This window comes from Pseudoalteromonas sp. SG43-6, from assembly GCF_014164365.1.
GTDB classification, from domain to species: Bacteria; Pseudomonadota; Gammaproteobacteria; order Enterobacterales; family Alteromonadaceae; genus Pseudoalteromonas; species Pseudoalteromonas rhizosphaerae.
In genome coordinates this window covers 26,958-40,384 of the sequence record NZ_JACJEZ010000012.1, presented here as the reverse complement: position 1 = coordinate 40,384, position 13,427 = coordinate 26,958, and the positions used below count along the sequence as shown (strand labels likewise).

Genomic DNA, 13,427 nt, shown 5'->3' with positions numbered 1-13,427 from the left:
CAGATGAACTACTCAGGCTTTTTCAGCATAGCACGTAAATTAGCAACTCTGGCTTGGCCCTTTTCCATTCGTTCGGCTTGCGTATTTGGCGCTTTTTTATTTTCAAATGCTAAATCATCTTGCGGTAGCTCTTGTATAAAGCGGCTCAACTCTGTTTGTGATGTTTCGCCAAATTGACGACGAATTTTCGCATAGGTCATGGTCAGCTCTTGCTGAGCACGAGTGATCCCCACATAAGCTAAGCGACGTTCCTCATCAACGTTTTCTTCATCAATACTTACTTGATGCGGTAATAACCCCTCTTCCATGCCTACCATAAATACGTAAGGATACTCCAAGCCCTTAGAGGCATGCAGCGTTAGTAATTGCACTGCATCGGCTTCATCTTCTTCTTCGTTACGTTCTAACATGTCACGCAACGTTAACTTACTCACCACTTCAGCAAGCGTCAACGGCGGATTATCCGCATCACCTGTGAGCATATCGGTGATCCAACGGTACAACTCAGAAACATTCTTCATGCGCATTTCTGCAGCTTTCGCACTCGGTGATGACTCGTATAAATAAGCTTCGTAATTTATTTGTCTGACTAAATCTTTTACCGCTTCAAGGGTATCACCACGTACCGCATTATCTGACAGCTCAACCACCCAACGTGCAAATCCCGCTAACGAGTTTAAACCGCGACCTTTTAAGCGATAACCTAAGTCATTATCAAAACAGGTGGCAAATAAACTGGCATGTTTTTCATTGGCTAGGGTACCCAACTTTTCCAGCGTAACTGTGCCTATTTCACGGCGCGGAGTATTCACAATACGTAGAAACGCATTGTCGTCATCTTGATTCACCAATAAGCGCAAGTACGCCATTATATCTTTGATCTCAGAGCGTGAGAAAAACGACATTCCGCCACTGATCTTGTAAGGTATTCGGTTACTCATTAACGACTTTTCAAAGCCACGCGCTTGGTGATTACCACGGTATAAAATAGCATAATCTTTATAACTGGTGCGTTTCATAAATTTATGCGAGATGATCTCAGCGACGACCCGCTCTGATTCATGCTCTTCATCACGACAGCCAATCACTTTGATCGGCTCGCCATTTTCTAACTCACTAAACAGTTTTTTATCAAATTCATGAGGGTTATTGGCAATCAAGATATTAGCAGCTTTTAAAATACGCTTCACACTGCGATAGTTTTGCTCAAGCTTAATGAGCCGTAAACCTGGAAAGTCTTTGCTTAATAACACTAAGTTTTGTGGTCGAGCACCGCGCCATGAATAGATTGATTGGTCGTCATCACCTACCACGGTAAAACGCGCACGCTCACCCACAAGCAACTTAACTAATTGATATTGACTGGTATTGGTATCTTGATATTCATCCACCAGCAGGTAACGGAAACGTTGTTGCCAACGCTCACGCGAGGTTGCATTATTGATCAGTAATAAGGTGGGGATCATGATCAAGTCATCAAAATCCAAAGCATTATAGGCGCGTAACTGGGTTTGATAACGCGCATACAATTGCGCAAATAGCGCTTTTTGTGGCTCTCGCGCTTCGCGAATCGCTTGCTCTGGTAAAATAAGCTCGTTCTTCCAGCTGCCTATTTGCATTTTTAATAGATTGAGTAAATCTTTGTCTTTTTTTAGCTCTTCTTCAGTTAAGTCAGCAATTAATTGCCCGGTATCTTGATCATCAAATAATGAAAAGCCTGGTTTAAAACCCAGCGTTGTTAGTTCTTTTTTAATGATCTCAAGGCCTAAGGTATGAAAGGTAGATACCCACAAGCCTTTTGACTCTTTTTTACCTAACGTTTGAAAAACTCGCTCGCGCATCTCTTTCGCCGCTTTATTAGTAAAGGTCACCGCGGCAATATTACGTGCTTGATACTCACATTTTTGTACTAAGTAAGCGATTTTATTAGTAATTACACGAGTTTTTCCTGATCCCGCCCCCGCCAGCACTAGGCATGGACCACTAATATATTTTACCGCTTCATCTTGTTTAGGATTGAGTTTCATATCGACCAAAGAGATTGCATTAAAGACGGGCAATTTTAACGTAATCACTACAATACGCCTAGCCAATAAGGTAACATTAGCCATTATCATTTACGCGACAGTAAGGGACAGACATGATCAACCCAGCAAAACTTGAAGAAATTGCCAAACAGATTTCCAGTAACATGCCGCAAGGCGTTAAAAACCTTGCCGATACGTTTGAAGCAAAAACCAAACAAGCTATTCAAAATAAGCTTGCTGAGATGGACTTTGTCAGCCGTGAAGAATTTGATGTACAAAGCCAAGTACTAATTCGCACCCGCGAGAAGCTCGTTGCATTAGAAGCGAAAGTTGCACTACTTGAGCAACAACTCAGTAGTAATAAGCAAAGCGAGCAACCCGAATAATACCGTTTTAGTTATTACTTCAGGCAGCTTCGGCTGCCTGATTTGTTTTACGCCTTGCATACACGCGAACACCTATATACGATACGTATACGTTTTATATATAGGCACTGTTATGGGTATCGTAAAAATCAGCGATCAACTGCACGAAGAGATCCGCAAAGCCAGTACCACTATGGTACGATCTATAAACTCTCAATCTGAATACTGGATAAAGATAGGCATGCTAGCTGAGCTTAATCCAACCATGACCTACGCCGAAATAATCAAACAGCAACTTGCACAAGCCGATGTAACAGCTGGAGAATCTTTGCATGAGTGAAATAATTATTAAAACTCCCGCACAAATAGAGCTAATGCGTGAGTCTGGTCGCCTACTGGCAAAGGTGTTTGCCTATTTAGATCAACAGGTCAAAATCGGCATCACCACAATGGAGATCAATGATTTAGTAGAGCGCTATATTGTTGATGAACTTGCTGCACGTCCTGCCAGCAAAGGCCAATACGATTATCCTTATGTGTTAAACAGCTCAGTAAATGAAGTAGTCTGCCATGGTTTTCCAGACTCTAAACGCGCATTAAAATCAGGCGATATCGTCAATTTAGATATTACCCTTGAGAAGAATGGCTTTATTGCCGATTCAAGTAAAATGTATATGCTTGGTGAAGTGTCTCCGTTGGCCAAGCGCTTAGTCGAAAAAACTTATCAAGCAATGTGGCAAGGCATCAAGCTCGTAAAACCGGGAGTGAGGTTAGGCGATATAGGCAACGCTATCGCTAATTTTGCCCATACTAATGGCTATAGCGTTGTACGTGAATACTGCGGACATGGTATTGGCGAGCAAATGCACGAAGAGCCGCAAGTTTTACATTATGGTAAACGCAATACCGGCGTTGAACTTAAAGAAGGTATGACCTTTACCATTGAGCCGATGATCAACCAAGGGGCGGCAAAAGTAAAAACTAAGCCGGATGGCTGGACTGTGGTTACTCGTGATAAAAAGCTTTCTGCGCAGTGGGAGCACACCATTGTCGTCACCGCTGACGGCTATGAGGTACTGACTTTACGCGAAGAAGAAATCGCTATTGCGACGATATAAGTCAGGTTAACACCATGGCCATTTTATTAGTAAATGATCCATTGCCCCATTTGAGCTTTCAAAAATTCGCACCCGATCAACGCTTAACTGATTGGGTGCAGTGTTATTGGAAAATAGGTTCAACAACCACACAAACAGCACAGTTATTTAAAGAAAAGCTCTACCCTGATGCAGGCGCAAGCCTAACAATTAATTTTAGCAATGCGACACCCGTTATTACCTTCGCATTTAATCGTCAAACGCAGGCAACAACTTTCAGCAATCAGGATTATTTAGTCAGTATTCGTTTTGCGCCTACTGGTGCTTATCACTTATTAGGTATAACGCTACACGAGTTAGCTGAAGAAAATTATCTACTCGGTGAAGATTTTACCCCAAGCTGGTATCACAGTTTAATAGCATGTGTTGAACAAATGCAAAGCAGTCCACTAACCAGCCAACTGTATTTACTCGAGCAGTGGTTACTCAGCCAAGCAATTAGCAATCAACTCGTAAAAAGCAATACCATTAAAGTGATCAAGCAGCTTATTCAACTCAATAATTCCACCAGCTATGTAGGCAAACAACTTGGCCTGACACGTCGTACTCTTGAGCGCCGCTTAAAAAAAGAAGCCGGGGTTAGTCCAGCTCAATTACAGCAATTTTACCGACTAAAAGCCGCACGCACGCTTCTAGCTGACAGCCAAACACCGATAACAGATATAGCCTTGCAATGTGGCTATTATGATCATGCTCACTTTTGTCATGCCTTTCATAATTTTACTTTTGAAACACCACTGCAATATCGCAAGCGAAAAACACCGAAAGTATAGAGGGTGTTTTCACCACACAAAAAACACATCGACTTAGCCTTTAAAACTAAGATTACAATTACTGAAGGTAGCCCGTGCCCAGATAGGACGCAGTGCTTAGGTTACGTACTTATTCTACTACGTAACGTTCAAACACTTTAAGCCCAGCACTTTTATAGTTAACATCAACTTCATCGGCACAAGTAACGACTGACTCTAAGTCGTGTAAGTGACCGTTTGCTAGACCATAAACCCAACCATGAATAGTCAACTCTTGGCCACGCTGCCATGCTTCTTGGACGATATTAGTACGGCATACATTGCGTACTTGCTCAATTACATTCAATTCAATCAAGCTATTGAGACGATCTTTTTCTGCGAGTGCATTGATCTTTGAGGTGTATTTTTCTTTTACATCACCGACGTGACGAAGCCAGTTATCAATTAAACCAAACTTAGCATCTTTGAGTACTGCCTGAACACCACCACAGCCATAGTGACCAACAACCATAATATGTTTAACTTTTAACACTTCAACGGCGTACTGCATCACTGATAAGCAGTTATGATCGGTATGCACCACCACATTCGCCACATTACGATGAACAAATAGCTCACCCGGCATTAGATCAACGATTTCATTAGCCGGTACGCGAGAGTCCGAACAACCAATCCACAAGTATTCTGGGTTTTGCTGCATGGATAGAATTTTAAAAAATTCTGGATCATCTTTACACGTTCGTTCAGCCCAGCGTTTATTATTTTCAAATAAGTTTTTTAATTTTCTCATTACATCTCTTTTCTGTCTTTGACGGTAGCTTGGATCAAGATATTACGTGGCGTTAATTGTTTTTCGCAAAACGTCTGCACACTGACTTGATAACCTTGTTGTTGCAAATATAAAGCACGATCGAGCACAAGCCAAACCTCAATTGCTCTTCTAAACACATGACGGACCAGTTCGATACGTTCAGTGACTTTTTTGCGCATTTCGCCTTTTTTTAAAAATGACTCATAATCAATACCTTGTGGTATATCTAGCGCCTTTTTCTCCGCGGCCCATGCACAAAAAGCTTTAAATGAATCTGAAAAAATAGCTTTGTTAACTGAGGGCACACTGACGTAGTTTTGTTCGCTGGTGAGACTTTTGCGTAAAGCATCAAAACCCAATCGCCATTGCACTTCAGTTTTACGAACTTTATCTACCCGAGAAGGCGCTGTCACCGTCTCTTGTAGTGCTAATTTTAAATCACGATGCGTTAACTGCAGTTGACTACGCTTACCGGCATCGCTCATAGCTTGATAATCATTCGGGGTGAATAAGTGATAGCAACACGGCGATAGACTGATTTTTTGCGTTTGCGCGCTAGCCGCGTTACTCATAAACGTCTGATGTAACGCTCCGCAAGCATGCAGCGCTACGGCATGTTGTGCTTGTTGAAAATACTCAGTTACATCATCTTTAAGTACATCTGCTTGGCTAAAGTGCATGGCTAACCCTTGTTGCAGAGCACTTTGCTGACCTTGTTCACATAAATGTTGTTGCAGTTCGATGCTGTGCACACTCGGCGCACGGTTAAATGCCAGCATACGTCCTAAATGGCCTTTCCCTGCACACCATTCTAATACAGGTAATTGTGATTCTTGGCCAAGCGCACAGACAAAATCTTGCAGCTGTGCAAACTTGCGCCCTTTAATACCATTGCTGATCCAAAACGGATATTCGCAACGCGTAGTGGAGGCTTGAGGTAAGTCACACAATGTAGCTAAGTTATTGACTACGGGAATATACGGGCTAAAAAATTGATACAAGGCATCTTGATTGCTATCGAGTTCAGCAACTTGTTGATCGCTCAACAGCGTTAATGGTTGTTCTAATTCAGGCCATGGCAGCTGATCAAAATCGAATGCAGTGCATTGCCAATAGTGGCGAGTACTATGTAATAAGTTATCTAGGGCTGTAAACTGCTCAGCAAGGCTCATGTGATTTTAGCGATGGTCATTTCATTTATGCATTATACGCTTTTTCTGAACATCAAGCGTAAATAAAGTGGTATCGATAACAAACTAATTATAATTGCTGTAATAAGCATCCACGACATTTTAATTTTTTCAGGTTCAACATACTGGTAAATAAAGCCATCTTGCGCCTGATTAAAGGCATCTTGCTCAATCCCGTATAGATCAGCAATCAACCGCCATTTCGCTATCGACATAGATCCTAAATTAGTGCCAGGTGGTAAAATATAATCACTCAATACTTCAGCTTCATAGGCAAGCTGAGAAAAGCTTTTATCAGGTGCGTATTGGTGTTGAGTTAATGCAATTGTTTCATCCATATGCATCATTGCATAGCGCCAGCCCTTTAAGCTGGCCTGATAAAATGCTTCAACTGTTTGCGGATGTTGTTCGAGCATATTTTCTGTGGTGTAAAGAATATCGCTATAAACATTAATTCCATACTTCTGCGGGCAAATAAGTCTATAGTCGATGCCTTGCTCACGCATTATATACGGCTCATTAGTCACGTACACTTGCATCGCATCAATACTCCCAGCTAACCAATCCGTAATGCTGTTACCACTTTCATAAGAAGGTAAATTATTTGTTTGGATACCACTGCGTTCGAGCATTACCAATAATTCGGCATTTTCTTTGCGGCTGATACTGCTAAGACGCTTATTGACAAAATCCCGAGGATGAAAAATATCGGAGCTTTTTTTTACCATCCAACAATAAGGAGAAAATTGTAAAATAGCAGCCATTGCCACCAAGGGTTTACCTGCGATCCGTTGCTGTAAAATACCTGAGTGCCCGACCCCGAAGTGAGCTTGGCCAGCCAACACTTTACTAAAGGTATCTGGGTTCTCAGGATCTGCCGGTAAAATAGTGACGTTTAGCCCTGCCGCTTTGTAAAAGCCTTGTTGCTGAGCCATATAGTAACCAGAAAATTGAAATTGATGCGTCCACTTTAGTTGTAAAGTCACATCCGCTGCCGCAACACTTTGCCCGCTGAGTATAAGCAAAGTAGCATAAAGCTGAAATTTCAGTCCTTTTAATGACAAATCGTAATCTAATTAGTTGGCTAATATTGCTATAACTATAAACCCAAGACATTGAGTTTGCAAAGAGACAAAAAAGCACCTCAATTGAGGTGCTTGCTTATACTAAAACCACCTCAAGCTACAGAATTCGTATCTTGAGGTGGTTTTAGTATATATTTAATTATTAACCGCTTTCACCCTATCAATGGGACGTTGAGTAGTTAAAAATTGGGTAAAACATGGATTCAGTGTTTCATCTTGCACACTGTAACCTAAGCGATTTAAATGCTCGTTGAATACCTCATACTGACTAGGCTCAATCGCAAACCCTGCTAATACATTACCCATCGAACCACCATGATTACGATAATGAAACAAAGTAATATTCCAATTGCTACCTAAGGTATCTAAAAAGCGCGCTAGTGCGCCTGGATATTCAGGAAACTCAAAGCGTAATAACCGCTCATGCATCTGCTCAGGTGCTTTACCACCAACCATATAACGAACATGTAATTTAGCCAGTTCGTTATCTGATAAATCACAAAATTGATAGCCATTGGTGGTTAAATCAGCTGTCAGTTCATCTAACTCTTGCTGACCTTGGCGCAGTGCAACACCAACAAATATTTGCGCTTCACCAGGGCCTGCGTAACGGTAGTTAAATTCAGTAATTGCGCGACCACCTAATGAGGCGCAAAACTGTTTAAAGCTGCCTTTTTCTTCATTGATGGTTACTGCTAACAACGCTTCGTTTTTCTCTCCCAGCGCAGTACGCTCAGCCACATAACGTAAGCGGTCAAAGTTTAAGTTTGCGCCAGATAACACAGCTGCTAAATGCAGCCCTTTTTGGCCTGTTTGCTGACACCATTTTTTCAGCCCAGCCGTTGCCAGCGCACCTGATGGCTCAGCAATCGCACGGGTTGAAACAAAAATATCTTGCATCGCCGCACATATTTCATCACCGGTTACAGTGACTACTTCATCACAAAACTTTTGCGCCAAACGAAAGGTTTCGGTACCAATAATTTTTACCGCAACACCATCGGCAAAACTGCCAACCCGTTCAAGCTCGACGGGTTTGCCTGCTGCAAGTGCCGCTTGTAAACAGGCACTTTCATCAGCTTCCACACCGATTACTTTTATATCTGGGCGCAATGACTTTATATACACGGCCATACCAGCAAGTAAGCCACCACCACCAACTGGAATAAATACCGCATCAAGTTGATTAAGCTGCTGCATTAATTCACGTGCAACCGTGCCTTGCCCTACAATTACATCAGGATCATCAAATGGAGGAACAAATATGCCGTCGCGCTGCTCAGTAAGTTCTAGTGCATAAGCTTTGGCAGCATCAAAATGATGGCCATGTAAAACCACTTCGCCACCAAGCGCACGTACCGCATTGACTTTGATTTCAGGGGTCGTCACTGGCATTACAATCGTTGCTTGATGCCCTAAGTGTGACGCACTGAGCGCCACCCCTTGAGCATGATTTCCAGCTGAGGCAGTGATCACCACTGAACCGGCTGGCAGTTTAGCCAGTTTGTTGTATGCACCACGCAGTTTAAACGAATAAACTGGCTGCTGATCTTCGCGCTTTAGCCATACTTGATTACCAAGACGAGCACTGAGTTCAGCCATTTCGCTAACCTCAGTAACTTTTGCCAGTGGTTCCATATTGGCTTGGATAATAGCGCGAAAATAATCGAGCTCTTGAGAAACCATAATTAACTAAGCTCCTCCAGTTTGGCTAAATCACGCACCGCGCCTTTATCAGCACTGGTTGCAAGTAGCGCATACGCTTTTAGCGCAGATGATACATAACGTTCACGATCGAGTGGTTTGTACGCTTGTTTACCACGAGCAAGTTGCTTTTGCTTACGCGCTTCAAGTTCTTCATCTGTTAACGCTAACGTGATTTCGCGGGTAGCGATATCGATAATAATTTTATCGCCGTTTTCAACATAAGCAATGGCACCACCACTGGCCGCTTCTGGTGAAACGTGGCCAATTGATAAACCTGACGTACCGCCCGAGAAGCGACCATCGGTTATAAGTGCGCACTGCTCAGCCAAACCTTTTGATTTTAAGTAACTGGTTGGATAAAGCATTTCCTGCATGCCAGGTCCGCCTTTCGGTCCTTCGTAGCGAATAACGACTACGTCACCGGCTTTTACTTCGTCATTTAAAATGCCTTCAACTGAATCATCTTGTGATTCATACACCACGGCGGTGCCTTCAAAGTGTAGCATTTCATCAACCACACCCGCGCTTTTCACAATACAACCATCAACAGCTAAATTACCCGATAGTACGGCTAAGCCGCCATCTTGGCGAAACGCATGTTCAACGCTACGGATACAACCATGTTCACGGTCATTATCGCCTTCATCCCAACGACATTCTTGGCTCATTGCTTTGGTGGTACGAATGCCCGCAGGTCCCGCTCGGTAAAACTTTTGTGCTGCTTCGTTGTTTGGATCAGTGGCATCCCATTTTTTAACTAGCTCTGCCATAGTCATGCCAGCAACATGGTTTACCGACAGATCCACTAAGCCAGCTTTGCCAAGCTCGCGAATTATTGCCATCATGCCACCAGCACGATGCACATCTTCAATATGGTATTGCGCGGTTGCAGGCGCTACTTTACATAAGAAAGGTGTTTTACGAGATAACGCATCAATGTGCGACATATCAAAATCAACACCGGCTTCTTGCGCAGCGGCAAGTAAATGCAATACGGTATTTGACGAGCCACCCATAGCAATATCAACCACCATGGCATTCATAAACGCGGTTTTATTAGCGATAGCACGCGGCAAGACTTCTTTATTATCTTTTTGGTAATACTCACGGCATAAATCAACAATTCGTGCACCGGCTTCAACATACAGTTGTTTACGATCTTTATGAGTCGCAAGTGTAGTGCCGTTACCAGGTAGTGCGAGGCCAATTGCTTCTAATAAACAGTTCATTGAGTTGGCGGTAAACATGCCCGAACACGAGCCACAGGTAGGACACGCTGAGCGCTCTACTTGCTCTGAGTCAGCATCACTTACTGATTCATCAGCACCTTTTACCATGGCATCCACTAAATCTAGTTTGATATCAATATTAGCAAGCTTAGTTTTACCGGCTTCCATTGGGCCGCCAGACACAAAGATTACTGGAATGTCTAAACGAAGTGCCGCCAGCATCATCCCAGGGGTGATTTTGTCGCAGTTAGAAATACAGATCATTGCATCGGCGCAGTGACCATTTACCATGTATTCAACTGAGTCAGCAATTAAGTCGCGCGATGGTAATGAATACAGCATACCGCCGTGGCCCATGGCAATACCATCATCAATGGCAATAGTATTAAATTCTTTTGGCACACCACCCGCTTGAGTGATGGTTTCTGCCATAAGCTCACTGAGTTGGTTAAGATGCACATGACCCGGTACAAATTGCGTGAATGAGTTTACAACCGCAATAATCGGTTTGCCAAAATCGCTATCTGTCATTCCTGTTGCACGCCATAATGCACGAGCACCTGCGCGCTTTCGACCTTCAGTTGTTGTTGCACTTCTTAATTTAGCCATAGTTACCTCAGTGTTTGCAGTTACTTTTAATATGTAACTGACATCCTCATTCTTAAATTTTTATTGCTAAGGGGAAAAGACCCAATAGCCCTGTTGATTTAGTTTTTACAGCAAACTACATTGCTTGCTGTTGTAAATTTTCTAGCGTTACTTGCTTAACGTCCACCAGCTTATTGAGCTGCGTGGTTAATAAGTGAATTGGCTTATCACTGTCGACCGTCATAGCCACATGGTAATGACCATCATCCATATTCAATTGAAAATGGGTTAAATCAAAACCACGATGACGAACTACACGCAAAAAGCGCTCAACGGCGATACTTTGATTTTTTAAAGCGACTGTTAAACTGTGTTTCATTTTCCACTCTCCGTCATCATTTCGTCATTCGCGGCACCCGGCGGTACTAGCGGCCAAACATTTTCTTTATCGTCGATACAGGCATGTACTATATAAGGACCTTTACTATTCACTAATGCTGTAATTGCATCATCAACTTGGTTAGCGTGGGTGATCGTTTGCCCAGCAATACCAAATACGGCAGCCAATTGCACAAAATCAGGGTTGTCTGATAAATCAGTTTCAGAATAACGCCCTTCAAAAAATAACTCTTGCCATTGACGAACCATACCTAAACGTTGGTTATCCAAAATTAATATTTTTACCGGTAAATTGTTACGACGAATAGTGGCTAACTCTTGAATGTTCATCATGATTGAACCATCACCAGAAACAGTGATCACAAAATCATTTGGTCGAGCGACTTGCGCACCAATGGCCGCAGGTAAACCAAAGCCCATAGTGCCGGCGCCACCACTACTTAAATGGTTGCTTGGATGACTAAACTTCATATGTTGTGCCACCCACATTTGGTGCTGACCAACATCACAACACACAACGCCTGTACTTGGCATCCGCTGGCTTAGTTGGCTTAATAAATACGGGGCATATACTTTTTCGCCCGGATAGTCATAACGCCATGCATGTTCAATCATCATCTCTTTGGCATGATCACGCCATGCTTGTTCAGTTACAAAGCACTCTAATTGCGGCAATGAGGTTTTTAAATCAGCAACTAATGATGCTTTAACTGGTTTACGCTTACCAATTTCAGCAGCATCTATATCTAAATGGATCACTTTTGCTTTAGCCGCAAACTTGCCTAAATTGCCTGTTACACGGTCATCAAAGCGCGCACCGATGCATACTAGAACATCACACTCTTGTACCGCTAAATTTGCAGCTTGGCCGCCATGCATGCCCAACATACCTAAGTTATATTCGTAATCAGGTAATACACTGCCCAATGCTTTTAGCGTTGAAACCGCAGGCATTTGGGTTTTTTCTAAAAATTGCATTAGTTGTACTTGCGCATCAGCCGCCTGTACACCGCCGCCTACATAGGCAACAGGCCGTTTGGCTTCGCTTAATAGTTGGTTAGCAATAGCCACTTGCTTTAAATCTAACACCGGTAAGTAATCATCAGCCGCAAGCCAAGGATGAAAAGGCACTTGCGCCATTTGAATATCTTTTGGTATATCTACTAACACAGGGCCTGGACGACCTGATTGCGCTAAATGCATGGCTTCTTGCAGTATTTCGGCTAAATCTTCAGGACGTTCAACCATATAACTGTGCTTAGTGCAGGATAATGACATACCTAATACATCAATCTCTTGAAACGCATCAGAGCCAATGGCAGCAGTTGGTACTTGGCCTGTGATCGCAAGTAATGGCACTGAATCCATCATCGCATCAGCAAGCGCGGTGATTAAGTTAGTAGCCCCAGGGCCTGAAGTCGCAAAACACACCCCAAGTTTACCCGTGCTACGAGCAAAACCAACAGCAGCAAAACCTGCACCTTGCTCATGACGAGTGAGATAATGTTTAACCGGCGCACCATACAGCGCATCGTAAATTGGCATGATTGCCCCACCAGGGTAACCAAATACTTCTTTTACGCCGTGTTTGGCTAATAAATCAATTGTTAACTCTGCGCCTGTCATTAAATAATCCTCATTCCTCAGTGACATATCTATACTTAACTATTGCTAAACCCTGAAACTAAAAAGCCCCCCGACTGGTTAAGTGCGGGGGGCTTTTATAATGCTTTACGTATTTTTAAAGCACTAAGTAGCCCCCGCGGTAATAATAATCACCACGACGTTAATAAGGACTAGGTTTAGTGCGTTTGTAAGCATGTAATAAATACCAAAATTTGTTAATTTACGAAGGAATTGCAACTCCCCCGCTGTCTTTTTATATTAGTACCGCGATGAGAGTGCTAAGTCAACCTTAAAATCAATCTAAAAAAACACTCACCAATCAATTTTAAAGGCATAAAAATCCAATATATAAGCCTAAATAGATTAATTTTCCTAATATATGAAGCTATTGATATTTCATACCTCGTTATAACCAATTACTGGTTTGATTAATTTTTGACGAAATCACAATAACTCATTCTTTTTAAATCACCTCATTCAGGAAATGACTA

12 protein-coding genes are annotated in these 13,427 nt (G+C 42.6%); 4 read left to right on the top strand and 8 right to left on the bottom strand.

The genetic code is table 11. The features are described 5' to 3' along the window. Positions 1–8: 8 nt before the first annotated feature. Entirely contained in the window at positions 9–2,027 is a 2,019-nt protein-coding gene (gene rep, locus H5201_RS07165; protein WP_145238754.1) for a DNA helicase Rep, read from the bottom strand. A 113-nt stretch (positions 2,028–2,140) separates the two neighbouring features. Between rep and H5201_RS07160 the strand changes: the two genes are divergently transcribed. From H5201_RS07160 to H5201_RS07145, 4 genes are all read left to right on the top strand, one after another. Further along, positions 2,141–2,413: a ubiquinone biosynthesis accessory factor UbiK gene (locus tag H5201_RS07160; RefSeq protein WP_145238407.1), complete on the top strand. Its 273-nt coding sequence runs from the start codon at positions 2,141–2,143 to the stop codon at positions 2,411–2,413. Positions 2,414–2,525: 112 nt separating this feature from the next. After that, positions 2,526–2,732, top strand: a complete 207-nt coding sequence (locus tag H5201_RS07155; protein WP_149982600.1) for a ParD-like family protein — start codon at positions 2,526–2,528, stop codon at positions 2,730–2,732. Then, entirely contained in the window at positions 2,725–3,510 is a 786-nt protein-coding gene (map, locus tag H5201_RS07150; RefSeq protein ID WP_182758652.1) for a type I methionyl aminopeptidase, read from the top strand. The genes H5201_RS07155 and map overlap by 8 nt, the downstream gene beginning before the upstream one ends. Positions 3,511–3,524: 14 nt before the next feature. Beyond that, the gene (locus H5201_RS07145) at positions 3,525–4,322 is read left to right on the top strand and encodes a helix-turn-helix domain-containing protein (RefSeq protein WP_182784092.1); all 798 of its coding nucleotides are present in this window, start codon (positions 3,525–3,527) and stop codon (positions 4,320–4,322) included. Positions 4,323–4,431: 109 nt separating this feature from the next. On the opposite strand, the gene can is transcribed toward H5201_RS07145, so the two are convergent. From can to ilvG, 7 genes are all read right to left on the bottom strand, one after another. Further along, a complete protein-coding gene (can, locus tag H5201_RS07140) occupies positions 4,432–5,091 on the bottom strand; it encodes a carbonate dehydratase (protein WP_145238393.1) in 660 nt (219 codons plus the stop codon). Continuing rightward, positions 5,091–6,284 (bottom strand): methyltransferase, encoded by a 1,194-nt coding sequence (locus tag H5201_RS07135; protein WP_182717673.1) that lies wholly within the window; start codon positions 6,282–6,284, stop codon positions 5,091–5,093. Before H5201_RS07135 ends, can begins: the two co-directional genes overlap by 1 nt. 32 nt (positions 6,285–6,316) lie before the next feature. Further along, a complete protein-coding gene (locus H5201_RS07130; protein WP_182740394.1) occupies positions 6,317–7,366 on the bottom strand; it encodes an ABC transporter substrate-binding protein in 1,050 nt (349 codons plus the stop codon). A gap of 156 nt (positions 7,367–7,522) precedes the next feature. Beyond that, a complete protein-coding gene (gene ilvA / locus H5201_RS07125) occupies positions 7,523–9,073 on the bottom strand; it encodes a threonine ammonia-lyase, biosynthetic (protein WP_182717671.1) in 1,551 nt (516 codons plus the stop codon). A 2-nt stretch (positions 9,074–9,075) separates the two neighbouring features. Beyond that, positions 9,076–10,932 (bottom strand): dihydroxy-acid dehydratase, encoded by a 1,857-nt coding sequence (ilvD, locus tag H5201_RS07120; protein WP_145238380.1) that lies wholly within the window; start codon positions 10,930–10,932, stop codon positions 9,076–9,078. A gap of 115 nt (positions 10,933–11,047) precedes the next feature. Next, positions 11,048–11,290, bottom strand: coding sequence for an acetolactate synthase 2 small subunit (gene ilvM, locus H5201_RS07115; RefSeq protein WP_145238377.1), 243 nt, complete (start codon positions 11,288–11,290; stop codon positions 11,048–11,050). Next, a complete protein-coding gene (gene ilvG / locus H5201_RS07110) occupies positions 11,287–12,936 on the bottom strand; it encodes an acetolactate synthase 2 catalytic subunit (protein WP_182784090.1) in 1,650 nt (549 codons plus the stop codon). Before ilvG ends, ilvM begins: the two co-directional genes overlap by 4 nt. Between the last annotated feature and the right edge of the window lie 491 nt (positions 12,937–13,427).